General features: G+C 72.9%; 19 protein-coding genes and 3 tRNA genes. 9 read left to right on the forward strand and 13 right to left on the reverse strand.

Annotated elements, in window-relative coordinates; all coding sequences use genetic code 11:
* Window positions 1-297: 297 nt before the first annotated feature.
* The 3 genes from BU197_RS06375 to BU197_RS06385 all read right to left on the reverse strand — a co-directional run bounded on the left by BU197_RS06375 (window position 298) and on the right by BU197_RS06385 (window position 687).
* A tRNA-Ile gene (locus BU197_RS06375) sits at window positions 298-371 on the reverse strand.
* A 162-nt stretch (window positions 372-533) separates the two neighbouring features.
* A tRNA-Asn gene (locus BU197_RS06380) sits at window positions 534-609 on the reverse strand.
* A 5-nt stretch (window positions 610-614) separates the two neighbouring features.
* A tRNA-Asn gene (locus tag BU197_RS06385) sits at window positions 615-687 on the reverse strand.
* Between the two features lie 156 nt (window positions 688-843).
* On the opposite strand from BU197_RS06385, the gene BU197_RS06390 reads away from it, so the two are divergent.
* From BU197_RS06390 to BU197_RS06405, 4 genes are all read left to right on the forward strand, one after another.
* Window positions 844-1,155: a YtxH domain-containing protein gene (locus BU197_RS06390; RefSeq protein ID WP_188267216.1), complete on the forward strand. Its 312-nt coding sequence runs from the start codon at window positions 844-846 to the stop codon at window positions 1,153-1,155.
* Window positions 1,156-1,186: 31 nt separating this feature from the next.
* Complete coding sequence (locus tag BU197_RS06395) at window positions 1,187-2,626, forward strand: xylulokinase (protein WP_188267217.1); 1,440 nt, start codon at window positions 1,187-1,189, stop codon at window positions 2,624-2,626.
* 232 nt (window positions 2,627-2,858) lie between these two features.
* Window positions 2,859-4,592, forward strand: a complete 1,734-nt coding sequence (locus BU197_RS06400) for an ABC transporter ATP-binding protein (protein ID WP_188267218.1) — start codon at window positions 2,859-2,861, stop codon at window positions 4,590-4,592.
* Window positions 4,592-6,517, forward strand: a complete 1,926-nt coding sequence (locus tag BU197_RS06405; protein ID WP_188267219.1) for an ABC transporter ATP-binding protein — start codon at window positions 4,592-4,594, stop codon at window positions 6,515-6,517. The genes BU197_RS06400 and BU197_RS06405 overlap by 1 nt, the downstream gene beginning before the upstream one ends.
* A gap of 125 nt (window positions 6,518-6,642) precedes the next feature.
* Here the strand turns inward: BU197_RS06405 and BU197_RS06410 are convergent, their stop codons facing one another.
* The 6 genes from BU197_RS06410 to BU197_RS06435 all read right to left on the reverse strand — a co-directional run bounded on the left by BU197_RS06410 (window position 6,643) and on the right by BU197_RS06435 (window position 16,765).
* The gene (locus tag BU197_RS06410; protein ID WP_188267220.1) at window positions 6,643-9,531 is read right to left on the reverse strand and encodes a DUF11 domain-containing protein; all 2,889 of its coding nucleotides are present in this window, start codon (window positions 9,529-9,531) and stop codon (window positions 6,643-6,645) included.
* 289 nt (window positions 9,532-9,820) lie between these two features.
* Entirely contained in the window at window positions 9,821-10,840 is a 1,020-nt protein-coding gene (locus BU197_RS06415) for an RNA polymerase sigma factor (protein WP_411158451.1), read from the reverse strand.
* A 148-nt stretch (window positions 10,841-10,988) separates the two neighbouring features.
* Window positions 10,989-12,878 (reverse strand): DNA primase, encoded by a 1,890-nt coding sequence (gene dnaG, locus BU197_RS06420; RefSeq protein ID WP_188267221.1) that lies wholly within the window; start codon window positions 12,876-12,878, stop codon window positions 10,989-10,991.
* A gap of 13 nt (window positions 12,879-12,891) precedes the next feature.
* Window positions 12,892-14,154 carry an NAD(P)/FAD-dependent oxidoreductase gene (locus BU197_RS06425; RefSeq protein WP_188267222.1) on the reverse strand — a complete coding sequence of 421 codons (1,263 nt, stop codon included), beginning with the start codon at window positions 14,152-14,154 and terminating at the stop codon, window positions 12,892-12,894.
* A 167-nt stretch (window positions 14,155-14,321) separates the two neighbouring features.
* Window positions 14,322-15,734 carry a deoxyguanosinetriphosphate triphosphohydrolase gene (locus BU197_RS06430; protein ID WP_223183334.1) on the reverse strand — a complete coding sequence of 471 codons (1,413 nt, stop codon included), beginning with the start codon at window positions 15,732-15,734 and terminating at the stop codon, window positions 14,322-14,324.
* 344 nt (window positions 15,735-16,078) lie between these two features.
* Window positions 16,079-16,765: a hypothetical protein gene (locus BU197_RS06435; RefSeq protein ID WP_188267223.1), complete on the reverse strand. Its 687-nt coding sequence runs from the start codon at window positions 16,763-16,765 to the stop codon at window positions 16,079-16,081.
* 208 nt (window positions 16,766-16,973) lie between these two features.
* Between BU197_RS06435 and BU197_RS06440 the strand changes: the two genes are divergently transcribed.
* Window positions 16,974-17,744, forward strand: coding sequence for an aquaporin (locus BU197_RS06440; protein WP_188267224.1), 771 nt, complete (start codon window positions 16,974-16,976; stop codon window positions 17,742-17,744).
* A gap of 68 nt (window positions 17,745-17,812) precedes the next feature.
* Window positions 17,813-18,505, forward strand: a complete 693-nt coding sequence (locus tag BU197_RS06445; protein WP_188267225.1) for a vancomycin high temperature exclusion protein — start codon at window positions 17,813-17,815, stop codon at window positions 18,503-18,505.
* Between the two features lie 42 nt (window positions 18,506-18,547).
* On the opposite strand, the gene BU197_RS06450 is transcribed toward BU197_RS06445, so the two are convergent.
* Window positions 18,548-19,288: an NADPH-dependent FMN reductase gene (locus BU197_RS06450; RefSeq protein WP_188267226.1), complete on the reverse strand. Its 741-nt coding sequence runs from the start codon at window positions 19,286-19,288 to the stop codon at window positions 18,548-18,550.
* Between the two features lie 92 nt (window positions 19,289-19,380).
* Here BU197_RS06450 and BU197_RS06455 point away from each other — a divergent pair, with 92 nt between their 5' ends.
* The 3 genes from BU197_RS06455 to BU197_RS06465 all read left to right on the forward strand — a co-directional run bounded on the left by BU197_RS06455 (window position 19,381) and on the right by BU197_RS06465 (window position 21,631).
* Window positions 19,381-20,151 (forward strand): aminotransferase class IV, encoded by a 771-nt coding sequence (locus tag BU197_RS06455; RefSeq protein WP_188267227.1) that lies wholly within the window; start codon window positions 19,381-19,383, stop codon window positions 20,149-20,151.
* Window positions 20,152-20,412: 261 nt separating this feature from the next.
* Window positions 20,413-20,928 carry a hypothetical protein gene (locus tag BU197_RS06460; protein WP_188267228.1) on the forward strand — a complete coding sequence of 172 codons (516 nt, stop codon included), beginning with the start codon at window positions 20,413-20,415 and terminating at the stop codon, window positions 20,926-20,928.
* 85 nt (window positions 20,929-21,013) lie between these two features.
* Complete coding sequence (locus tag BU197_RS06465; protein WP_188267229.1) at window positions 21,014-21,631, forward strand: class F sortase; 618 nt, start codon at window positions 21,014-21,016, stop codon at window positions 21,629-21,631.
* A gap of 69 nt (window positions 21,632-21,700) precedes the next feature.
* On the opposite strand, the gene BU197_RS06470 is transcribed toward BU197_RS06465, so the two are convergent.
* The 3 genes from BU197_RS06470 to BU197_RS06480 all read right to left on the reverse strand — a co-directional run bounded on the left by BU197_RS06470 (window position 21,701) and on the right by BU197_RS06480 (window position 24,357).
* Complete coding sequence (locus BU197_RS06470; RefSeq protein ID WP_188267230.1) at window positions 21,701-22,486, reverse strand: sulfite exporter TauE/SafE family protein; 786 nt, start codon at window positions 22,484-22,486, stop codon at window positions 21,701-21,703.
* Window positions 22,487-22,613: 127 nt separating this feature from the next.
* The gene (locus tag BU197_RS06475) at window positions 22,614-22,808 is read right to left on the reverse strand and encodes a hypothetical protein (protein ID WP_188267231.1); all 195 of its coding nucleotides are present in this window, start codon (window positions 22,806-22,808) and stop codon (window positions 22,614-22,616) included.
* Window positions 22,801-24,357: a ferric reductase-like transmembrane domain-containing protein gene (locus tag BU197_RS06480; protein WP_317452202.1), complete on the reverse strand. Its 1,557-nt coding sequence runs from the start codon at window positions 24,355-24,357 to the stop codon at window positions 22,801-22,803. Before BU197_RS06480 ends, BU197_RS06475 begins: the two co-directional genes overlap by 8 nt.
* Window positions 24,358-24,815 lie beyond the last annotated feature (458 nt).

Raw genomic sequence — 24,815 nt, forward strand, 5'->3', positions numbered from 1 at the left:
CGTCGTGTACTCCGCGGCCCACCCTGTCGGCAGCGCTACGCCGGAGACGGCACCCCGAGGGGCGGCGTGGATATTCGGCGCAATGTGCGGCGTGTCACACCCGGGAGCCGTGGGATCGCCGTGGGATCATCTTCGTGATTCCGCACTGACGCTCCACCCAAAACCCCAGGTCACGACGGCTGGAGTTCGGCGAGGCAGACCACAGGCGTCCGTTTCGCCACGACGATGAGGGGCGAGCGTCGCCTGCGGAAACACCCCTCCAGGGGCGTTTCCGCAGGTCCGAACGTTTTTCTTCGGTGGGGCGGGTGGGACTCGAACCCACGGCCGACGGATTATGAGTCCGCTGCTCTAACCGGCTGAGCTACCGCCCCGGACGGTGAAGCGTGTACATGTGTGCGCGCCGTCTGCCGCAGCATAGCCGCTCATACGATCTACTGCTTCGGGTGATCGGCCCTGCCGCCCATGAAGACCCCGCAGGGCCCCGCGTGGTTCCCGTAGACGCGAAAAAGGACCCCGAAGGGTCCTCTTCCGTCTGGCTCCCCCGACTGGACTCGAACCAGTAACCCTCCGGTTAACAGCCGAATGCTCTGCCAATTGAGCTACAGGGGATCGCGCTCCCCCGACTGGACTCGAACCAGTAACCTGCCGGTTAACAGCCGGCTGCTCTGCCAATTGAGCTACAGGGGATTGCTGCGTCGCAACGATCGTACCCAGTCCGGCTGAACCGGGAGGGCGCTCGCTCGCTGCGAGACATACATTAGCGCAAGCAGGGGGGTGCTCCGCCAATCGGTATCGCCGTGGGCACCAGCGATCCATCAGGAACCTCCAGGAAGGATGGTGGCCGTGCGCTACAAGCTGACGTTCGTCGTGGGACTTGCCCTCGGTTACGTGATCGGCACGCGGGCCGGACGCGAGCGCTACGAGCAGATGAAGAAGTCCGCCAAGGACCTGGCACAGAACCCGGCCGTCCGCAACGCGGCCGAGTCCGCCGCCCAGACGGGCCGGCAGGTCGCGGGCAAGGCGGCGCACGCCGTGGGCGACAAGGTCGGCGACCGGCTGCCGTCCTCCGTGACCGACCGGATCCAGGGACTCCGCGAGCGGAGCGCGGGCAACGGGAAGGTCGAAGACGACGACTGGGGCACCAGCAACACCTGAAACCTTCCGGCGTGCGGCAGAATCGGATGTCATGGGGATAGTCGCCGGACTCGACAGCTCTGCGGAGTTCACACGCATCGTCGTCTGTGACACGGACACGGGTGCCGTACTGAGACAGGGGTACGCCCCCCATCCGGGCGAACCGAAAGCAGTGGACGTCGACCCGCAGAACTGGCTGCTCTCGCTCGGGGAGGCCGCCACCGGTGGCCTCCTGGAAGGCGTGGAGGCCATCGGCGTCTCCGCGCAGCAGCACGGGGTCGTGCCGCTCGACGCGCGGGGCGGGCTCGTCCGGCCCGCGCTCGTCCGCAACGACAAACGAGCCCAGATCGCCGCCGCCGACCTCGTCGACTCGCTCGGCGGGCGCCAGGCCTGGGCCGAGGCCGTCGGCTCCGTGCCCGCCTCCGGACAGCCCGTCGCCAAGCTCCGCTGGCTCGCCCGCACCGAACCCGAGCAGGCCCGCCGGATCGCCATGGTCCTCCAGCCGCACGACTGGCTGGTCTGGCAGCTCCTCGGCAGGCCCGTCCGCCGCACCACCGACCGGGGCGCGGCCTCCGGCACCGGCTACTGGTCGGCCCGCACCGGCACCTACCGCCCCGACCTCGTCGAACTGGCCCTCGGGCACCGGGCCGCGCTGCCCGAGGTCCTCGGGCCCGCCGACCCGGCCGGCACCACCCCCGAGGGCCTCCTCATCTCCGCCGGGACCGGCGAGACGATGGCCGCCGCCCTCGGCCTCGGGGTCGGCCCCGGCGACGCGGTCGTCTCGCTCGGCGCCTCCGGCTCCGTGATGGCCGTCCACCACGAGGCACTCGCCGACCCCGACGGCACGATCACCGCCTTCGCCGACGCCACCGGCATGCACCTGCCGGTCGTCCACACCTCCAACGCGGTGCGGGCCCTGCGCGGCACCGCCGAGATGCTGGGCGCCGACTCCCTCGAAGAGCTGTCCGCACTGGCCCTGAAGTCCACCCCGGGTGCCTCCGGGCTCGTCCTGCTGCCCTATCTGGAGGGCGAGCGGACCCCGAACCTGCCGGGCGCCGCCGGCACCCTCAGCGGGCTGCGCAGGGCCTCGATGAAGCCCGAGCACCTGGCGCGGGCCGCGTTCGAGGGGATGATCTGCTCGCTCGCCGACGCGATGGACGTCCTGCGCGGCCGGGGCGTCGAGGTCCGGCGGGTCTTCCTGCTCGGTGCCGCCGCCGCGCTCCCCGCCGTACAGGCACTCGCGCCTGCCCTGCTCGGCGTGCGGGTCGTCGTCCCGCAGCCCGCCGACTACGCGGCCCTCGGCGCCGCCCGGCAGGCCGCCTGGTCCCTCGGGGTCGCCCGGGGCACGCTCTCCCCGGCCGCTCCCCCGGCCTGGCAGGGCGCCGCCGCGCAGCTCCTGGAGCCCGGCGACGAGCTGGCGGAGGGCCGCGCGGTACGGCAGCAGTACACGGCGACGCGCGACCAGCTCCACCCCGGGGCCTTCGGCTCGTAGAACCGGACGGCCGCCCTCCGCCGCCCCGGACGCCTCGGCGCGTGGAAACCGGACGGATCGGCGCTGGAAACCGGACGGATCCGGCTCGCGGGGCCCGCCCGGCTTCCCCTGGTGAACCCGGGCGCCTCCCCCTCCCCCCGGCGCCTTCGGTTCGTAAAGTCTTGCCCAGGGTCGCGCTCCCGCCCCGAAACCCGGTCGTAACGCTCCGGCGGTGCGGGCGATAGTAGGACCCGTGCTCACAAGACTTCTCCGAACCCACCTCGGGCCCTACCGAAAACCGATAGCGCTGCTCGTGCTGCTGCAATTCCTGCAGACCTGCGCGAGCCTCTACCTGCCGACCCTGAACGCGGACATCATCGACAACGGCGTCGTCGCCGGGGACACCGGTTACATCCTGCGGGCCGGCGGCCTGATGATCGGCGTCTCCGTCGTCCAGGTCGTCTGCAACGTCGGCGCCGTGTACTACGGCGCGCGGACCGCCTCCGCGCTCGGGCGGGACGTACGCGGCGCGGTCTTCGACCGGGTGCAGTCGTTCTCCGCGCGAGAGCTGGGCAACTTCGGCGCGCCCTCGCTGATCACCCGTACGACCAACGACGTCCAGCAGGTCCAGATGCTGGTCCTGATGGCGTTCACGCTGATGGTCTCCGCGCCGATCATGTGCGTCGGCGGCATCGTGATGGCCCTCGGGCAGGACGTGCCGCTGTCGGGCGTGCTGCTCGCGGTGGTGCCGGTGCTCGCGATCGCGGTCTCCCTGATCGTCCGGCGGATGCGCCCGCTGTTCCGCACCATGCAGACGCGCCTCGACACGGTGAACCGGGTGCTGCGCGAGCAGATCACCGGCAACCGGGTCATCCGTGCCTTCGTCCGGGACGACTACGAGGCGGAACGGTTCCGCGGTGCCAACGGTGAGCTGACCGACGTGTCGATGGCCACCGGCCGGCTGATGGCGCTGATGTTCCCGACGGTGATGACCGTGGTGAACATCTCCAGCGTCGCCGTCGTCTGGTTCGGCGCGCACCGCATCGACAGCGGCGGGATGCAGATCGGCGCGCTGACCGCGTTCCTCGCCTATCTGATGCAGATCGTGATGGCGGTCATGATGGCCACCTTCATGTTCATGATGGTGCCGCGCGCCGAGGTCTGCGCCGAGCGCATCGAGGAGGTCCTCGGGACCGAGTCCAGCGTGGTGCCGCCGTCGAAGCCGGTGACCACCCTCGACCGGCGCGGCCATCTGGAGATCAAGGGCGCCGACTTCCGCTACCCCGGCGCCGAGGAGTCCGTCCTCAAGGACGTCGGGCTGGTCGCGCGCCCCGGTGAGACCACCGCCGTGATCGGCTCCACCGGCAGCGGCAAGTCCACCCTCCTGGGGCTCGTCCCGAGGCTCTTCGACGCGACCGGCGGCGAGGTCCTCGTCGACGGCGTGGACGTCCGCTCGCTCGACCCCGCCCTCATGGCGAGGACCGTCGGGCTCGTCCCCCAGAAGCCGTACCTCTTCTCCGGGACCGTCGCCACCAACCTGCGCTACGGCAAGCCGGACGCCACCGACGAGGAACTGTGGCACGCCCTCGAAGTGGCCCAGGCGGCCGACTTCGTACGGAAGCTGGAGAACGGTCTGGACGCGCCGATCGCCCAGGGCGGCACCAATGTCTCCGGCGGCCAGCGCCAGCGCCTCGCCATCGCGCGGACCCTGGTGCAGCGGCCGGAGATCTATCTGTTCGACGACTCGTTCTCCGCCCTCGACTACGAGACGGACGCGCTGCTGCGCGCCGCGCTCTCCGAGGAGACGGCGGACGCGACCGTGGTGATCGTCGCCCAGCGGGTCTCCACCATCCGTGACGCCGACCGGATCATCGTCCTCGACGAGGGCCGGGTCGTCGGCACCGGGCGGCACCGGGAGCTGATGGCGGAGAACGAGACGTACCGGGAGATCGTCCTCTCCCAGCTCACCGAGGCGGAGGCAGCCTGATGGCCGGTCCTGGCGGACGCATGATGGCCGGTGGCGGCCCCGACCAGCGGTCGATGGACTTCAAGGGGTCGGGCAAGCGGCTGCTGCGGCAGCTGGCGCCCGAACGCGGCGCGCTCTGGGTGATGCTGATCGCCGGTGTGCTGTCGGTGGCCGCCTCGGTGGTCGGTCCGAAGGTGCTCGGCAAGGCGACCGACCTCGTCTTCGCGGGGGTGCTCGGACGTCAGATCCAGGGCGGCACGAAGGCGGAGGCGATCGAACGCCTGCGGGCTTCGGGCGACTCCGGCATGGCGGACATGCTGTCCGGGGTCGACTTCACCCCCGGGCAGGGGATCGACTTCGGCGCCGTCGGTTCGGTGCTGCTCGTGGTCCTCGGCGTGTACGTGGCGGCGGGCCTGCTCATGCTGGTCTCGACGCGCATGTCGATCAAGGTGATCAACCGGACGGTCTACCGGATGCGGGAGGACGTCCAGACGAAGCTGGCGCGGCTCCCCCTGTCGTACTTCGACAAGGCGCAGCGCGGCGAGGTGCTCTCACGGGCGACCAACGACATCGACAACATCTCGCAGACGCTCCAGCAGTCGATGGGGCAGCTGATCAACTCGCTGCTCACCATCGTGGGCGTCCTCGCGATGATGTTCTGGATCTCGCCGCTGCTCGCCCTGGTGGCCCTGGTGACGGTGCCGGTGTCGGTGTTCGTCGCGGCGAAGATCGGCAAGCGCTCGCAACCGCACTTCGTCCAGCAGTGGAAGTCCACGGGCACGCTCAACGCGCACGTGGAGGAGATGTACAGCGGACACGCCCTGGTCAAGGTCTTCGGCCGGCAGGAGGAGTCCGCGCGGGACTTCCGCGAGCAGAACGAGGCGCTGTACGAGGCCGGGTTCAAGGCCCAGTTCAACAGCGGTGTCATGCAGCCGGTGATGTTCTTCATCTCGAACCTCAACTACGTCCTGGTGGCCGTGGTCGGCGGTCTGCGGGTGGCGAGCGGCACGCTCTCCATCGGTGACGTGCAGGCGTTCATCCAGTACTCGCGCCAGTTCTCGATGCCGCTGACGCAGGTCGCCTCGATGGCGAACCTGGTGCAGTCGGGCGTCGCCTCGGCCGAGCGGATCTTCGAGCTGCTCGACGCCGAGGAGCAGGAGCCGGACGCGCCGACGAGCGAGAAGCCGGTGGACCTCAAGGGCAAGGTGGCCCTGGAGAAGGTGTCCTTCCGCTACGAGGAGGACAAGCCGCTCATCGAGGACCTGTCGCTCGTCGTGGAGCCGGGCCAGACGGTCGCGATCGTCGGCCCGACGGGTGCGGGCAAGACGACCCTGGTGAACCTGCTGATGCGGTTCTACGAGGTGACGGGCGGCCGGATCACCCTGGACGGGGTGGACATCGCGAGGATGTCCAGGGAGGGGCTGCGGTCCGGGATCGGCATGGTCCTCCAGGACACCTGGCTGTTCGGCGGGACCATCGCGGAGAACATCGCGTACGGCGCGACCCGGGAGGTGACCCGGGAGGAGATCGAGGCGGCGGCGCGCGCGGCGCACGCCGACCGGTTCGTCCGGACCCTGCCCGAGGGGTACGACACCGTCATCGACGACGACGGCGCGGGGGTGAGCGCGGGTGAGAAGCAGCTGATCACGATCGCCCGCGCGTTCCTGTCCGACCCGGTGATCCTCGTCCTCGACGAGGCGACCAGTTCGGTGGACACCCGGACCGAGGTCCTGATCCAGAAGGCGATGGCGCGGCTCGCGCACGGGCGGACCTCGTTCGTGATCGCGCACCGGCTCTCCACGATCCGGGACGCGGACGTGATCCTGGTGATGGAGAACGGTTCGATCGTCGAGCAGGGCACCCACGAGGAGCTGCTGACGTCCGGCGGGGCGTACGCCCGGCTGTACGCGGCGCAGTTCGCGCAGGCGGTGGCGGAGGTCGACTGAGCCTCGGCCTTCCTGGTGGCGGGGGGCGTCGGCCTTCCGTACGACGGGACGGGACCGGACCGGCCGCGTGTGCGGCGGGTCCGGTCCCGTTTCCGTTTCCTTGTGTGCGGGTGGGTGGGTTCAGGTCAGCCGCGGGCCGCCTTGCCGGGGCTCTTGGCCCGGTCGTGGCCGTAGCCGTCGCCGTAGCCGTGGTCGCCGTTCGGGCAGCCTTCCTCGCCGTACTCCCCGGGCGGGCAGGCGGCGGGGACGCGGAGGGTGACCGGGGGGCTTTCGACGGTGGTGCCGCCGGGTCCGGTGCCGGTGGCCTTGGCGGTGTTGGTGACGTGTCCGGCGACTGCGTCGGCTTCGGTGACCGTGTAGCTCGCGTGGCAGGTGGCGCTCGCGCCGGGAGTCAGGGTCGTCGGCTCGCAGACGACGTCGTCGGCCCGGTCGTCGGTGACCGTGATGCCGGTGAGGGTCGTGGTGCCGGTGTTGGTCACGGTGTACGTGTAGGCGATCCGGTCGCCCGGTTCGACGGGTCCCGCGGTGTCGGCCCTCTTCGTCACGGTCAGCCTGGACGTCGGGGCGGTGACGTCGAGGGTGACCTCGGCGACCGGGCTCCGGACGTCCTCGCCGCCCGGTCCCGTGCCGCTCGCCCGTGCCTGGTTGGTGACGTGTCCGGCGGTGCCGTCGGCCTCGGTGACCGTGTAGGTCGCGTGGCAGGTGGCGCTCGTGCCGGGAGCGAGGGTCGTCGGGTCGCAGGTGACGTCGGTGGCGTGGTCGTCCTCGACCGTGATGCCGGTGAGGGTCGTGGTGCCGGTGTTGGTCACGGTGTACGTGTAGGCGACGCTCTGGCCGACGCTGACCGGGCCCGGGGTGTCGGCCCGCTTGGTGAGGCCGAGGGAGGAGGTGCCGATGACGTCCAGGGTGACTTCGGCGAAGGGGCTGAGGACGGGCTCGCCGCCCGGGTCGGCGGCGGTGGCGCGTGCCTGGTTGGTGAGGTGGCCGAGGGCGAGGTCCGCCTGGGTGACCGTGTAGGTCGCGTGGCAGGTGGCGCTCGCGCCGGGGGCCAGGGTCGTCGGGTCGCAGGTGACGTGGGTGGCGTGGTCGTCCGTGACGGTGAGACCGGTGAGGGTGGTGTGGCCGGTGTTGGTCACGGTGTACGTGTAGGCGACGCTCTGGCCGACGTTCACCGGGCCGGGGGTGTCGGCGCTCTTGGTGAGGCCGAGGGAGGAGGTGCCGACGATGGGGACGGTGGCGTCGGTCGGCGGGGACTCGATGGGGCCGCCGCCGGAGGTGCCGGTGGCCTTGGCCGTATTGGTGACGTGTCCGGTCTGGGCGTCGGCGGCGGTCACGACGTAGCCGCCCCGGCAGGTGGTGTGGTCGCCGGGGCTGCCGGACGGGGCCAGGGTGGTGGCGTCGCAGGTGATGCCGGTGACGCGGTCGTCGACGATGGCGAGGCCGGTGATCTCGGTGCCGCCCTCGTTGGTGACGAGGTAGCTGTAGGGCACGGTGTCGCCGACGCCGAACGGTCCTTCGGTGTCGACGCTCTTGACGACGCTGATGCCGGGGGGCGCGTCGATGGGCACGGTGACGGTGGAGTCGGGCGACTCGACCGGGTCGCCGCCGGAGGTGCCGGTGGCGCGCGCGGTGTTGGTGACGTGGCCCCGGGCGACATCGGCGGCGGTGATCCGGTAGGTGCCGGTGCAGGTGACCGTCTGTCCCGGCGCCAGGACGGTGACCGGGCAGTCGACGGTTCCGACCGTCGGGTCGTGCACGGCGAGGTCGTTGACCGGGGTGTTGCCGGAGTTGGTGACCACGAAGTCGTACGCGGCGGGGGTGCCGACGACGAGTTCGCCGGGCCTCGGCTCGTGGACCTGCTTGACCAGGTTCAGCTCGGGCAGCGGCTGGTCGGTGCCGACCGTGAGGTTGCGGATCAGGTGCACGTCGGTGAAGAGGCCGGTGGATCCGGCGAATCCGAACTTGTAGGTGGCGGGCACGGGGGTGGGGGCCGGGGTCTGGAGGACCTGGCGCGAGCCCTGGCCGTCGTTGAAGTCGACGGAGACGGTGAGCACCGGGTCGGGGGCCGGGGTCATGTGGACGTTCACCCGGCGCCGGGAGGGTTCGAGCAGGGTCTCCGCCTGGGCCGGGGTGACGCCGGGCGGCATCAGGGTGAGCGGGCCCTGGAGGGTGCCGGGCAGGGTGGAGGGCCAGGGCCCGGTGGTGGTGAGGTTGCCAGTGGTGGCGGTCATGAAGCAGTAGCCGACGGTGCCGTCGCCGGGCCCGCGCAGGGTGACCATGTTGGCGCCGGGGGCCGGGACGCGGATGCCGGTACCGGCCGGGGAGCGGGTGGGGCAGCCGTCGCCCCGGTGCTCCCAGTCTCCGAAGTAGTTGCCGAGGACGTCGAGTCCGACGCCGAGGTAGCCGCGGTCGACGCCGGGCAGGAACGCGAGACCGGGATCGTCGTCGGGGAGTTTCTGGGCGTAGCCGAGGCTGCCGCCGAAGGCTCCGGGGTGGGTGAGGGTGACGTCTCCGTTGACCAGGAAGAAGGAGATGCCGTCGGCCGGTGTGTTCGGCGTGGTGCTGCCGTACTGCCACTGGTCGAAGGTGACGTCGAGGCCGTTTCCGGCCGGGAGTGCCTGGTCGAAGAGGACGGCGCCGCTCTTGTCGTTGCCGGAGTCGGTGAGCCGGAGGTAGCCGTGGGGTGCGGCGTCCATGGGGGGTACGGGGCCGGTGCCGGGGGTCGCGCAGCCGCCGAGCGGATGGTTGCCGGGGCCTTCGGGCTCCGGGGCCGCGCCGGTGAGGCAGGCGGCGCCGACGGTGGTGAACCGGGGGTCGGCGGTGGCTCCGGTGAAGGTCTCGTCGAGCAGGGGGACCCCGGCGCGGGGCGCGGCGGGGCGGGGGACGGGACCGGCGGCACGGGCCAGGGCGCTCGGGGTCAGGGCGGCGCCGAGCAGGCCGAGGGTGGCGGCGGCGGCCACGAGGCGGCGGGCCCGGGAACGCGGGACCGGAGGCCCGCAGTCGCTTCTCTTCATGCCAGAGGTATGGACACAGAGAGCGACCCATTATCACATTGAGCTATCGATCCAGGTGAATTCGCCCTTACGAGCGACCGCGTGTCCGGCCGACCGGGTAGCACCGGCCGGGGGGAGTCGGGCCCGAACGGCACGGCTCAGCGGTCCGGCCGCGAGCCCGGCCTGATCCGGAAGACCCAAGCGGCCCAAGAAACCCAAGCGACCCAAGCGACCCAAGCGACCCAAGCGACCCAAGCGACCCAAGCGACCCAAGCGACCCAAGCGACCCAGGAAACCCAGAAGACACGGTCTAGTCGAGATAGCCGCGTAACTGGTCCGCGTAGGCGTGGTCGCGGAGCTTGGCGAGGGTCTTGGACTCGATCTGGCGGATGCGTTCCCTGGTGACCCCGAAGATGCGGCCTATCTCCTCCAGGGTGCGGGGGCGGCCGTCGGCGAGGCCGTAGCGGAGCTGGACCACCTTGCGTTCGCGCTCGCCGAGGGTGGAGAGGACGTCCTCCAGGTGCCGGCGCAGCAGCAGGAAGGCGGCCGACTCCACCGGGGAGGCGGCGTCGCCGTCCTCGATGAGGTCGCCGAGGGCGACGTCGTCCTCCTCGCCGACGGGGGCGTGCAGCGAGACGGGTTCCTGGGCGAGCCGCAGCACCTCGCCGACCCGCTCGGGCGCCAGGTCGAGCCGGGCGGCGACCTCCTCGGCGGTGGGTTCCTGCCCCTGTTCCTGGAGCATCCGGCGCTGGACCCGGACGACCCGGTTGATCAGCTCCACGACGTGCACCGGAACCCGGATGGTCCGCGCCTGGTCGGCCAGGGCCCGGGACATCGCCTGGCGGATCCACCAGGTGGCGTAGGTGGAGAACTTGTAGCCGCGTGCGTAGTCGAACTTCTCCACGGCCCTGATGAGGCCGAGATTGCCCTCCTGGACGAGGTCCAGCATGGTCAGGCCCCGGCCCACGTACCGCTTGGCGACGGAGACGACGAGCCGCAGATTGGCCTCGATGAGGCGGCGCTTGGCGATCCGGCCGAGGACGACGAGCCGGTCCAGGTCGCCCGCGAGCCGGGAATCGAGGTCGGGGGTCCCGGCGAGTTTCTCCTCCGCGAAGAGACCGGCCTCGATCCGGCGGGCGAGGTCGACCTCGTCCGCCGCGGTGAGCAGCGGGATGCGGCCGATCTCCCGGAGGTACTGGCGGAACAGGTCCGAGGAGGGCCCGTTGCCGCCGAGGTCTCCGGTGCGGCGGCGCTGGGGCGGTACCTGCGCCTCCGCCGTACTGTCCCCTTCGGGTTCGGCCGGTTCCTGCGACACGGTCTGGGTCTGCACGGCGGGCGACCTCCAGGGAGGGGCGGAACGGCTCCGTCACCCAGTGTGGGGTACGACACATCTCCGCCACGAGGGGCGTGCGGTGACTTTTTGGGACCGGTGGGTGACGGTACGTACGGCGGTGGGGGCGGGGCCGTGCGCGGGTGCGTCAGAGGGCGGCGGCGCCGTGCGTCTTGAGGGCCGTCTTGTACTGCTGGAGGACGAAGACCTCCTGCTGTGCGGCCGCCTGCTGCTCCGGAGGCACCGCGCCCAGTCGCTTCAGGGCGGAGTTCAGCTGGTCGATGCGGCGGTCGACGGCGCGGAGCCGGACGGCGACGAGCTGATCGGCGGCGTAGACCTCGTCGGCGGCCTTGGCGGCGAAGATGGCCTCCACCGCCAGCTCCGTGACGAGGGAGCGGACCGTGTCGTCGGGCGCGGCCTCGCGGACGGCGTCGAGGTAGTCGGCGGGCGCCCCGTCGGCCCCTCCCGCGTCCTGCACGCATTTCCGGACGGCCGCGTACGGAGGCGCGGTGAACTCGTCGATGCCGTACGCGTCGAAGAAGGGCGAGACCAACTCGGGGCGCTGGAGGGCCAGTTTGAGGAGTTCCCGCTCGGTGCGGTGGGCGGGGCTGCGCAGGTTGAGCGCGGGTCCTGCGGGTGCCGTAGGTGCCTGGATCTGCGCCATCTCGCGGCGCGGTGCGGCGGACGCCGGTCCGCGTCCGCCCCGGTCGCGCTGCCATTGGGAGATCCGGCTCACCCGCTGGACCACGAACCGCTCGTCCATGATGCCGAGCATGCCGGCGAGCTGTACCGCGACGCCGTGCCGCACGGCCAGGTTCTTGAGCTTGGCGACGATCGGGGCGGCCTCGTCCAGGGCGGCGGCCTGGCCTCCGGCGGTGTCCAGGTCGTACCGCTTGACGATCTGCCGGAGGGCGAACTCGAACAGCGGGGTACGAGGCTCCGCCAGCTCCGCGACGGCCTCGTCCCCCTTGGCGAGCCGCAGTTCGCAGGGGTCCATGCCGTCGGGGGCGACGGCGATGTACGTCTCGGCGGCGAACTTCTGGTCGTCCTCGAAGGCGCGCAGGGCGGCTTTCTGTCCGGCGGCGTCGCCGTCGAAGGTGAAGATGACCCGGGCCGAGCCGTTGTCCATGAGGAGCCGGCGGAGGATCTTGATGTGGTCGCCGCCGAAGGCGGTGCCGCAGGTGGCGATGGCGGTGGTGACCCCGGCGAGGTGGCAGGCCATGACGTCGGTGTAGCCCTCGACGACGACGGCGCGGCTGACCTTGGCGATGTCCTTCTTGGCCAGGTCGATGCCGTAGAGCACCTGGGACTTCTTGTAGATCGGGGTCTCGGGGGTGTTGAGGTACTTGGGGCCGTTGTCGTCGTCGCGGAGCTTGCGCGCGCCGAAGCCGACGATCTCGCCGCCGACGTCCTTGATCGGCCACATCAGGCGGCCCCGGAAGCGGTCGATGGGGCCCCGGCGGCCGTCCTGGGAGAGTCCGGAGAGGATCAGTTCCTTGTCGGAGAAGCCCTTGCCGCGCAGGAAGCGGGTGAGGTGGTCCCAGCCCGCCGGGGAGTAGCCGACGCCGAAGTGGGCGGCGGCTGCCTGGTCGAAGCCGCGCTCGGCGAGGAACTTGCGGCCGATCTCGGCCTCGGGCGAGTCGAGTCGTTCGATGTAGAACCGGGCGGCGGCCTGGTGCGCCTCGATCAGGCGGATGCGCTCGCCGCGCTGGTGGCCGGGGTTGTAGCCGCCTTCCTCGTACCGCAGGGTGATGCCCGCCTTGGCGGCGAGGCGCTCGACCGTCTCCGAGAAGGAGAGGTGGTCGATCTTCATCACGAAGGCGATGGTGTCGCCGCCCTCCTGGCAGCCGAAGCAGTGGAACAGGCCCTTGCTCGGGCTGACCTGGAAGGAGGGCGACTTCTCGTCGTGGAAGGGGCAGAGGCCCTTGAGGTTCCCGCCGCCCGCGTTGCGGAGCTGGAGGTACTCGGACACGACGGCGTCGATCGGGACCGCGTCCCGTACCGCCTTCACGTCGTCATCGTTGATCCTGCCTGCCACGCACAGAGTCTACCTACCGGGCGAGGCTCTCCAGGGGGACGGAGGAGTCGCCGAGGGCCTCGGGGTCCACGGGGGTACGGGAGCGGATGAGGCGCTGGACGGGGTCTGTGACGTCCCACACGTTGACGTTCATCCCGGCGAGGACCCGGCCTTCCTTCAGCCAGAAGGCGATGAACTCGCGCTTGCCGGTGGAGCCGCGGACGACGACCTGGTCGTACGAGCCCGGGGGCGCCCAGCCGGAGCACTCCATGCCCAGGTCGTACTGGTCGGTGAAGAAGTAGGGGACGCGGTCGTAGGAGACCGTCCGGCCGAGCATGGCGCGGGCGGCGGCGGGTCCGCCGTGGAGGGCGTTGGCCCAGTGCTCGACGCGGAGGCGGGTGTGGAGCAGCGGGTGGTGGGCGGCGGCCACGTCCCCGGCGGCGTAGACGTCGGGGTCGGAGGTGCGCAGCGACTCGTCGACGGCGATGCCGCCGCCGTCGGCCCGGTCGACGAGGGCGAGCCCGGAGTTCTCGGCGAGGGCGGTGCGGGGGGCGGCGCCGATCGCGGCGAGCACCGCGTGCGCCGGGTGCTCCTCGCCGTCGTCGGTGCGGACCGCGAGGACCATGCCGTCCTGGCCGACGATCTCGGTGAGCCGGGCGCCGAAGTGGAAGCGGACGCCGTGGGCGGTGTGCAGATCGGCGAAGATCTGGCCGAGTTCGGGGCCGAGGACCCGGTGCAGCGGGGTGGGGTCGGATTCGACGACGGTGACCTCGGCGCCGTAGCCGCGGGCGGCGGCGGCGACCTCAAGGCCGATCCACCCGGCTCCGGCGATGACCAGGTGTCCGTTGTCCCGGCCGAGTCCCGCGAGGACCTGGCGGAGCCGGTCGGCGTGGGCGAGGCGGCGCAGGTGGTGGACGCCCGCGAGGTCGGTGCCGGGGACGTCGAGGCGGCGGGGCTCGGCGCCGGTGGCGAGGAGGAGCTTGTCGTAGCGGATGACGGTGCCGTCGCCGAGCCGCACGGTGCGGGCTTCGCGGTCGACGGCGGTGACGGGCTGCCCGAGGTGCAGTTCGACGTCGTTGCGCGCGTACCAGGCGGCTTCGTGGACGAAGACCTTGTCGCGGTCCTCGCCGCCGGTCAGATAGCCCTTGGAGAGGGGCGGGCGCTCGTAGGGGTGCTCGCGTTCGTCGCCGATGAGGATCACCCGGCCGTTGAACCCTTCGGCGCGCAGGGTCTCCGCCGCTTTGGCCCCTGCCAGGCCCCCGCCGACGATGACAAAGGTCTGATCTGCGTCGACCACGTCTTTCCTCCTCTTTGCGACCGGTTCCAACCTACGCCCCCGCGACGGCCTCGGGCCGTACCGCCCCGGGGGTGCGCATGCGAGGGTCCCGCACGGAGAGGGGCGGCGGAAGAGGGCCATCGGCCCCCGGTGCCCGGCCCGGGGGCGCCGGGGGGGCGGTCGGTGGTTCAGCCGTGGTGGGGGCGCAGGCGGGTGTGCAGGGCGCGGGCGGAGGCGTCGGTGAGGGAGGCGATCTGGTCGACGATCACCCGCTTGCGCGCCCGGTCGTCGGGGGCCGCGTCGAACAGGGAACGGAACTGGGGTTCGAGCCCGTCAGGGGCGCGGAGGGTCATGGCCTCGGCGAGTTCGGCGACGACGATCCGCTGGTCGGCGCGGAGGGCCTCCTGCTCGGCGCGCTGCATGACGTACCGGTCGGCGACGGCCTTGAGGACGGCGCATTCGTTGCGGGTCTCGCGGGGGACGACCAGCTCGGCGGCGTAGCGGGTGAGCCGGCCGGGGCCCCAGGCGCGGCGGGTGGCGGTCTCTGCGGCGAGGCAGAAGCGGCCGATGAGCTGGCTGGTGGCGTCCTTGAGGCGGGCCTGGGCGACGGCGGAGCCGTCGTAGCCGTGCGGCCACCAGTCCTGGTCGAGGAGCCGGTCCAGGGCTTCGGCCAGCTCCGCCGGGTCGGTGTCCTCGGGGACGTAACGGCCGATGGCGACGGCGGCGATGTCGGCCCGTTCGGGCTCGGCGAGGAGCAGGTTGGGGTCGATGTGCCCGGCGTGCAGTCCGTCCTCCAGGTCGTGCACCGAGTAGGCCACGTCGTCGGCCCAGTCCATGACCTGGGCCTCGAAGCACTTGCGGTGGGCGGGTGCGCCGCGCCGGATCCAGTCGAAGACCGGCAGGTCGTCCTCGTAGACGCCGAACTTGGGCGAGCCGGGGTCGCCGGGGTGTCCGCCGCGCGTCCACGGGTACTTGGTGGCGGCGTCGAGGGCGGCCCGGGTGAGGTTGAGCCCGACGCTGACGGGCTCGCCGTCCGCGTCCTTCACGAACCGCTTGGGCTCGATGCGGGTGAGGAGGCGGAGCGACTGGGCGTTCCCCTCGAAGCCGCCGCAGTCCTTGGCGACGTCGTTGAGCGCCTGCTCGCCGTTGTGCCCGAACGGCGGGTGGCCCATGTCGTGGGAGAGGCAGGCGGTCTCGACGAGATCGGGGTCGCAGCCGAGGGCGGCGCCCAGCTCCCGCCCGACCTGGGCGCACTCCAGGGAGTGGGTGAGCCGGGTGCGGGGGCTGGCGTCCCAGACCTGGCCCCGGGTGCCGGGCGTGACGACCTGGGTCTTCCCGGCGAGCCTGCGGAGCGCGGCGGAGTGCAGGACACGGGCCCGGTCGCGCTGGAAGGCGGTCCGCCCCGGCCGCTTGTCGGGCTCGACGGCCCAGCGCTCGGTGGCGGCGGAGTCGTAGCCGGGGGCGCCGGAGGGGTGGTGGCCGGGGTCACCCGAAGGGATGTGGCCGGGGTAGTGACCGGGCTCCTCGGGGGTGGAGCCGGGGGCCGTGTCGTGACCGATGACGCCGGTGGTGCGGTCCGTGCCGTTCTCGTTGCCTGCCATGCCCCGAAGGTAACCGGAGGGACTGACGGAAGCGCTCGTACGGAGGAGGGCTCCCGCGCGGGGTACGGCTCGCGCGCGTACGACGGGGGTCCGCCCGCCGGACGTGGACGTGGACGTGTGCGTGGACGTGTGCGTGGACGTGCCCGCACGGGGGAAGGTCCCGTGTCGGTCGTGGACGTGCTCGGGGGCGAGGAGGGTCCCGGGTCGGACACGGGCTTGCCCGTACGGGGGAAGGCCCCGTGTCCGGACACAGGCATGCTCGCAGGGGGGAGGGTCCGGTGTCGGTCGTGGGCGTGCTCGTGCGGCGGAAGGTCCTCGCCCCGGGGCCGGGGGGCCGGTCGGGCTCAGGCATCCAGCCAGACGCGGAGCGGGCCCGTCGTGCGGAAGCCCGCCATGAGGGCCGGGGGCAGGTCGTCGCCGGACTCGTAGCCGACGACCGGTTTCGTCGGGTCCGCGAGGCCGAGGCAGCCGGTCCACACCTCGGCCGGGTCGGCCCCCTCCGCCGCGAAGAGGTTGGAGACGCCGGTGACGGTGGCGCTCGCGCTGAGGACGGCGCCGCCGAGGAGGCGCCCGCCGGGCCCGTACCCCGCGATCACGGTCGTCGTCGGGCCGGCGAGGAGCCCGGGGCGGAACAGGGCCGCGTCCGCCGGGTCACCGCCGCTCCAGGCCAGGGCCCAGGAGGCCAGTTCCGCCGGGGTGCGGACGGGCCGCCACCGCCCGGGACCCGGGGCGGCCGGGGGCCCGGCGGGACGGTGGATCCAGGTGGCCTCGAAGAGGAGGCGGAAGCCGTGGGGGGCCAGGTCGAGGCGGGCGTGACCGTCCTTGACCGAGGCGCCGGGGGTGGCGCGGTCGATGCCGGTCAGGACGTCCTCGGCCGTCGCGTCCTCGGTGAGGGTCACCGCGTCCGGGTAGTACGGCGGGGTGCGGCGGTCGCTGGTCCAGGCGCGGGGCCCGAAGGTGCCCGGGTGCCCGTGGGCGGCGCACATCGCCTGGCACCACTCGGCGTTGTTACGGACGGCGTCTTCGATCACGCGCGGATCGTACGGGCCCGCGCGCCGCCCCCGCCCCCTGTTTTACGCGCGGGAGCGTCCCCGTTCCACGCGCGAGACCGTCCCCGGCTCTCCGCGCGAGGCCGTCTCCGGTTTCCACGCGGAACCCTCCCCGGTTTCCCGCGCGAGACCCTCCTTTCCCGCGCAAGACCCTCCCCAGACTTCCGATGCGCGGAATATCTTTTCCGCCATGAGAATACCTTTGCAGCCGTCGTCCCCCCAGGGAACACCCTCGCTCCCCCGTCGTGCCCTGGCCGAGTTCACCGGCACCGGGGCCCTCGTCGCCGTCGTCGTCGGCTCCGGCATCCGCGCCGACACCCTGAGCCGGGACCTCGGCGTCCGGCTGCTCGCCAACGCCGGTGCCTCCGCGCTGGGGCTCGGGCTGCTCATCACCCTCCTCGGACCAATCTCCGGCGCCCACCTCAACCCCGTCGTGACGCTCTCCACGTGGTGGGCCGAACGTCCCCGGGGCGGCGGGCGCGAAGCCGCCGCCCACCTCCGGGGCGGCGGGCGCGAGATCGCCGCCTATCTCGGCGCCCAGTGCGCCGGGGCGCTCGCGGGCGCCCTGCTCGCCGAGGCGATGTTCGGGCGGGCGCCCGGTCACTGGGGCTCCGCCCCGCTCGCGACGCCCCCGCTGCTCCTCGGCGAGACCGTCGCCACCGCCGGACTCGTCCTGGTCGTCCGGGGGCTCGGGCACATCGGGCGCCCCTCCCTCGCCCCGGTCGCGGTCGGCGCGTACATCGGCGCGGCGATCTGGTCCACCTCGTCCGGCTCCTTCGCCAATCCGGCGGCCACCCTCGGCCGGAGCCTCACCGACTCCCTCACCGGCATCGCCCCCTCCTCCGTACCCGCCTTCGTCCTCGCGCAGTTCCTCGGGGCGGTGGCCGGTACCGCCCTCGCCGGGGCCCTCTACGGAAAGAGCCGAACAGGGAAGGAACCGGACAATCCAATGAACAGGTGAACCAAATCCGGCCGAAAATCGTCGGAGAGGGTGACAGCGGACCATTCGTCGCCCCAGGAGGCTCCCGTATGCCGGCACGGCTCCCCCGGCTGTTCCCCCGCACCACCCGGGCCAAGCGCCGTACCGTCCAGGCCGTGATGCTGGGCGCCGTCCTCGCCCTCGCCCCCGTCACCTGGCTGCACACCGCCGCCGCGGGGAAGCTCCGTACCACCGCCGACGCGCCCGTCCGGGACGTCGGCGTGGTGTTCGGCGCGGGGTTGTGGCAGGGGCGCCCCACCCCGTATCTCGCGCACCGGCTCGACGCCGCCGCCGAGTTGTACCGGACGGGCAAGGTGCGGGTCCTCCTCGTCACCGGGGACAACAGCCGGACCTCGTACGACGAGCCCAGCGCCATGCGCGCCTACCTCACCGCGCGCGGGGTGCCCGACGAGCGGATCGTCAGCGACTACGCGGGCTTCGACACCTGGGACTCCTGCGTCCGCGCCCGGAAGGTCTTCGGGGTCGACCGGGCCGTGCTCGTCACCCAGGACTTCCACATCAAGCGGGCGGTGGCGCTCTGCGGCCGGGCGGGCGTCGACGCCTACGGGGTCGGGGTCCCCGAACCGCACGACCGCACCTGGTACTACGGCACCACCCGGGAGATGTTCGCCGCGGGAAAGGCCGCCCTCGACGCCGGGCTGCGCCCCGACCCGCACTTCCTCGGCCCCCGCGAGGAGGGCGTCACCGAGGCACTGGCCTTGCCCTCCGGCGTCCGGCCGTGAGCCCTCCCGGCCGGACGCCGGATCAGTCCGGCTGACAGCCGCTCACGAGCCGTACGGGCGGACCGCCTTGGCGTCCTTGAGGGCCCGGCCCCACCAGGCCAGCTGGTCGAAGAGGGTCTTGGCGGCGCCCTCGGCCCCCGCCGGGTCCTTGGGACGCCCGTCCTCGTCGAACTGCCCGTGGGCATGGTGGAAGGAGACGGTGTCGCGGACCGTGACGGCGTGCAACTCGGCGAAGACCTGACGCAGGTGCTCGACCGCCCGCAGACCGCCGGAGACGCCTCCGTAGCAGACGAAGCCGACGGGCTTGGCCTGCCATTCCGTGTAGTGCCGGTCGATCAGGTTCTTGAGGGAGGCGGGGTAGGAGTGGTTGTACTCGGGGGTGAGGACGACGAAGGCGTCGGCGGCGGCCAGCACCGGGGAGACCTTGGCGAGTTCGGCGCGGACCGCCGGGGACGGGTCGTAGGAGAGGGAGGTGGGCAGGTCGAGATCGGCGAGATCGACGACGGTGACGGCGAAGTCCTCCCGCTCGGCGAGCCGGGAGCGGAGCCAGTCCGCGACGACGGGGGCGAACCGCCCCTCGCGGTCGCTCCCCACGACGAGAGCGAGCGCAAGCGGCTCGGCGGCGGAGCCGGAAGAGACGACGGATTCGGAAGAGACGGCAGACTCGGAGGAGACGGTGGATTCGGAAGAGGCGGTGGATTCGGAGGAAGCCGCAGCCGTCGAAGAGGCGAGAGAGGCCGAAGAGGCGGAAGCGGAGGCCTTGTTGGCGTCATTGATGTCCATGCAGAGAAGCGTGCTACCTCAAGCTTGGTCGAGGTCAAGCACGAGTCCGGACGACTTTTCCCGCCCCCTTGGCCCGGCCGTACGGTGAGGGGATGACGACCCCGCCCGAACACCTCGCGATCGACGGCACCCCGAGCGCCGATCCCGCCCTGCTCGCCACCCTCATGAGCGGCTACGGCCACTTCACGGCGATGCAGGTCAGGGGCGGACGGGTGAAGGGCCTCGGCGCGCACCTCACCCGGCTCGACCGCGCCACCCGTGAACTCTTCGGCCGGGAACTGCCCGGCGAGCAGATCCGCGAACAGGTCGCGGGCGCCCTGAAGGCCACCGGCCGACAGGACGCCTCGGTCCGGGTGTACGTGTACGAGGGCGCCCGCACCGTCGTGACCGTCGCCCCGCCCGCGCCCGACGGCCCGGGCACCCCGCAGCGTCTGACGGCCGTCGACTACGCGCGCCCCGCACCGCACCTCAAGCACTTGGGCGGCTTCGGGCAGGCCTACCACCGGGCGGCGGCCCACCGGGCCGGATTCGACGAGGCTCTGCTGACCCTCCCGGACGGCGAGATCTCCGAGGGCGCGGTCGCCAACATCGGCTTCTGGGACGGCACGTCCCTGGTCTGGCCTTCGGCCCCCTGTCTCGAAGGGATCACCATGTCCCTCCTCGCGGGCCCCCTCGGCTCGGTCCGGCGCCGGATCACCCTGGCCGACCTGCCGGACTACCGCGCCGCCCTGGTCGTCAACGCGCGGGGCATCGCACCGGTGACCGCGATCGACGAGATCCCCTTCGCCGTGGACGAGTCGCTGATGGCACGGGTGCACGCGGCGTACGAGGGGGTGGAGGCGGAGGACGTGGGGGCGGTCTGAGACCAGGCGTCCCGCCCTGCCGCGCCCGCCCCGGTCACCCGTTCGGCAGCGCCGCCCGCACCCCGCCTCCGTACCGGCTCCCACCTGCGCGAACGCACGAATTCCGGGGGTCCGGCCGGGCCACACGGGCCCTTCCTGATGCTCCATCAGGAGGCGGGGCGCGGCGCGCGGCTCTTATCTCGGTCCTATGAGGTCGCTCCCGGGACGGTCCCGCCCGGGAGGACCGACCGGCATGACCGCTCGCGCGCCCCGGAGGCCCCCATGCGCACCCCCGTCCGTCTCCTCACCGGTACCGCGCTGACGGTGGTCGCGCTCGGGGTGTTCGCCGCCCCGACGGCGTACGCCAACGAGCACGAGCGTCCCGAGCCCCTGGAGATCTACCCGGCCACGGCCTCCCCCGGCACCACCGTCAACGTCCACACCCGCGCCTGCGGCAAGCACGGGCACGGCGTCGGCGACGCGAACGCGCTGGGCGCGGGCGAGTTCCAGCTGCACCCGAGCGGCCGCGAGGAAGTCGTGGTCGGAGAGTTCCGGGTGCCGGAGCACGTCCGGCCCGGCACCTACGGCATCAGCGTGGCCTGCGACAACGGCAAGACGGCCCGGGGTGACCTGGAGGTCGCCCGCCGGGGTCCGAGCGGCCATGTACCGACCGGAGTCGGCGGCAGCGTCGGCCCCGACATCACCCAGGTCACGGCGGGTGCGGCGGTGCTGGCCGCGACCGCCGTCGGCGGGGTCTGGCTCCTGCGCCGCCGGGCGAGCGGCGCGCAGGGCCACTGAGACCGACCGCCCCCCTGCCCCCGCCGGGCCCCGTGCGTGACCGGCGGGGGCAGGCCACAGCCACGCGCCGACCGAGGGGAGCCAGGTGAGCAACAGGAGCAAGGGGTGGGGTCTCGCCGTCGCCGCCTGCGTGGGGCTCTGGCTCGTCCAGAACGGCTCGGAGCAGGTCACCCCGCCCGTACCGTCAGCGGCCCAGGCCTTCGCCGCCGGGCCCAGCGTGCACACCGACGCCGCCGCCGACCCGCTGCCGCCTTCGCCGCCGGTCCGGCTGCGCATCCCCGAGACCGACGTGGACACCCCGCTGACCCCGCTCGGGCTCTCGGCGGGCGGTTCGCTCGACGTGCCACCGGCCGGGAACCGGAACCTGGCCGGCTGGTACCGGGACGGCACGGCGCCCGGCGCCAAGGGCACCGCGATCGTCGCGGGGCACGTCGACAACGCCGAGGGACCGGCCGTCTTCTACACGCTCGGCGCGCTGCGCAAGGGGCACCGTGTGGAGGTGGACCGGCGGGACGGGCGTACGGCCGTGTTCACGATCGACGCGGTCGAGGTGTACGCGAACGAGGACTTCCCCGACCGGCGGGTGTACGACGAGGCCGACCGCGCCGAGATCCGGCTCATCACCTGCGGCGGCGGCTTCTCGAAGAAGAACGGCTACCAGGGGAACGTGGTCGCCTTCGGGCACCTCATCGGGGTGCGGTGACCGGCACCCGGCGGCGCGGCACGGCCCCGGTCCTGGCCCGGTGACGCCCGGCGGCGCGGCCCCCGCGGCTCATCCCCACTGGTCGAACGCGAGCTTCGCGACCAGGGACAGGACCACGACCAGCAGCACTCCGCGGACGAACTCGGCGCCCCTGCTCAGCGCCATCCGCGCCCCGACGGTCCCGCCGACCAGGTTGAAGACGGCCATCACGGCGGCCAGCTGCCAGAACACGCTGCCCTGGTAGGCGAACATGGCGAGCGCGCCCGCGTTGGTGCAGACGTTGACGATCTTCGCGGTCGCGGAGGCCGTCACCAGGTCGAGATGGAGTACGGCGGTCAGCGCGAGGACCAGGAAGGTGCCGGTGCCGGGCCCGAACAGGCCGTCGTAGAAACCGATGCCGCCGCCCACCACGACGATCGCGGTCACGACCCGCGCCCGGGTCAGCGGCGCCCGCTCGGCCCCCTCGGCCCGCGCCCCGAAGGACGGCCGCAGCACCACGAAGCCCGCCACCGCGAGCAGCACCACCATGATGACCGGGCGCAGCACGTCACTGCTGATCCCGGCCGCGAAGAAGGCACCGGCCATGGAGCCCGCGAGGGCCGCGAGGCCGATGCGGAAGGCTCTGCCCACCCGCACCGGGGCCTTGCGGACGTAGGTGACGGCGGCGCCGGTGGTCCCCACTATGGCGACGGCCTTGTTGGTGCCGAGGATGTGGGCGGCGGGGACGTGCGGGAGGCCGAGCAGCAGGGCGGGCAGCAGGAGCAGCCCTCCACCGCCGACCACGGCGTCGATCCAGCCCGCCACCAGCGCGGCGAGGCACAGCAGGACGAGTGCGGTCAGCGAGATGTCGGGCATGCCGGTGAGCCTAGGGAGGCTCCTGTGGCGCCGTCCATCGATCTCGGGAGAGTTGAGCTAGGTCTGAGCTTGCCATGTCAGGTCCGAGCCGGCCGTGCCGGATCAGGGCAGGTCAGGGCGGGTCGGGTCAGGGCGCGGGCGCCGGGCTCGTCGCGTGCGTTTCGCGGTCCGGGGCCGGTGGGGCGGCTGGGCTGACGGAGGCGGTGAGCAGGGTCGCGGCGAGCGCCCCGGCACCGGCGAGGGCGACCGCGAGCCGCCGCCTGGCCCGCCCGACGGCGACGGCGGAGCCGGGAGCGGGCGGGGTACGGCGTTGCCTACGCATGGTCGAAGTCCTCGCTGTGGATACGGGAGGCCGGGACCCCGGCCCGGATCAGGGCGGCGGTGGCGGCCCGTGCCATCGCGGGCGGCCCGCACAGATAGACGTCGTGGGCGGCGAGGTCCGGCACCAGATGGCGCAGGGCGCGCGGGGCCAGCGGGTCGTAGGGGCCGTCCGAGGGTCCCAGGAGGAAGTGGAGCGCGGCCCGCCGTTCCCGGGCGATGTCTTCCAGTTCGGCGCGCAGGACGAGCCCCGTCGCGTCGGACGCCCGGTAGAGCAGGGTCACGTCGCCGGGCCCGCCGGGCAGGGTCTCGAAGAGGGCCCGCAGCGGGGTGATGCCGACGCCCCCGGCGAGCAGCAGCACCTTGCGGCGGGTGCGGCGGTGGGCGGTGAGCGCGCCGAACGGGCCCGAGGCGAGCACCCGGGTGCCGGGCTTGAGGCGGCGGATGCGGCGGGTGTGGTCGCCGAGTTCCTTGACGGTGATGCGGAGGGTGTCGTCGCGGACGGGCGCGGAGAGCGAGAAGGGCAGCGCGGTCGCCCGGAGTCCGGGCCGCAGGAAACGCCAGCGGAAGAACTGGCCGGGTTCGGCGCGCAGTCCGGCCACTCCCCGGCCCCGGACGAGGACGGAGACGACGCCGGGGCCCTCGTCGCGGACCTCGACGACCCGCAGGTCGTGGCGGAGGGCGGCGCGGACGGGGACGACGATCCGGTACCAGACGAGGAGGACGGCGACGGTGGTGTGGGCCATCGACCAGAGCCAGCGGGTGAGGAGTCCGCCGACGAGGTCGGGGCCGACGAGCTGATGGGCGAAGCCGAGGGCGGCGGCGAGGAGGGCGCCGAGGTGGACGGCCCGCCAGGTCTCGTGCCGGACCCGGCGGCGCACGGCCCGCGCGGAGGTGACGCCCACGGCGACGAAGAGGGCGGTGCCCGCGGTGGCGGCGGCGATGGCCCCGTACGCGAGGAGGTCGGCGGAGGCGGTGACGAGGTCGGTACGGGCGTGCACGGCGTAGCCGCAGAGGGCGAGGGCCGCGTGCGCGCCGACGAGCCCGAGGGCGTACCGGCCGCCCCGGGCGTGCCAGCGGGCGAGCCGGTCGGCGCCGACACCGTGCTCGATCGCCGGGACCCTGGCCATGAGCAGCAGCAGGACGAGGACGCCGTATCCGGCGAGGAGACCCGCGAGATGGGCGCCGCCGGCGAAGAGGATGTCGGGCCGGGCGGAGAGCCGGGCCTGGACGCCCCACAGGAGGGTGACCGCACCGGCTCCGACGAGGATGCCGACCCGCATCCGGTCGGGGGCGAGCCGCAGGGCGGGGACGTCGGGGATCCCGGGGGCGGGGGCGGCCGGGACCGGTGTGACGGAGGGGGCTTCCGGGGCGGGGGAGGCGGCTTCCGGGGCGGGGGTGCCGTAGGGGTCCGGGGTGCCGGAAGGAGCCGGGGCGCCGGAAGAGGCCGGGGTGCCGGAAGAGGCCGGGGGGCGGACCGGGCGCGCGGTGGGGGCCGGGAAGGGGACGGCCGCCGGGAAGGGGACGGGGGCCGGGTGTCCGGGCAGTCGCACACGGAGGGGCTGAGAGGGCGGAGGGACAAGGGAGTTGGGGTGGGGATGGGGGTGGGGATGGGGGTGGGGGCGGGCCTCGGGGGTCACATCCGGCACCCTAGGGTCCGGTTCCGGCCGGCGTCCCCCGGCTCGGTCCCGTCCCCATGATCCTTAAGGCGGGCTTGAGCCGAGGCTGACCACGGGTTAACCCCGGCGGACCCCACGGCGGCGAGCGGTGTGCCTCGCGGCACCGGACGGTCGACTTCACGCCACCCGGACAGCCGGGCCTCACCGCACCCCACGACCGACTTCACGCCACCCCGGCAGCTCCCCTCACAGCCCCCGAACCGGCGCCCGGAGACCGGTGTTCCACGCGGGAAACAGCCGGGGTGCACTCGGGTAACACCGGCCGCGCAGGCTTCCGTACGAGGGCGGGAACCGCTCGCCCCCGCCCTTCCGGCGGGAACCGTCCGCCCCGC

The organism is Streptomyces sp. CBMA291 (genome assembly GCF_014596525.1).
GTDB lineage: Bacteria > Actinomycetota > Actinomycetes > Streptomycetales > Streptomycetaceae > Streptomyces.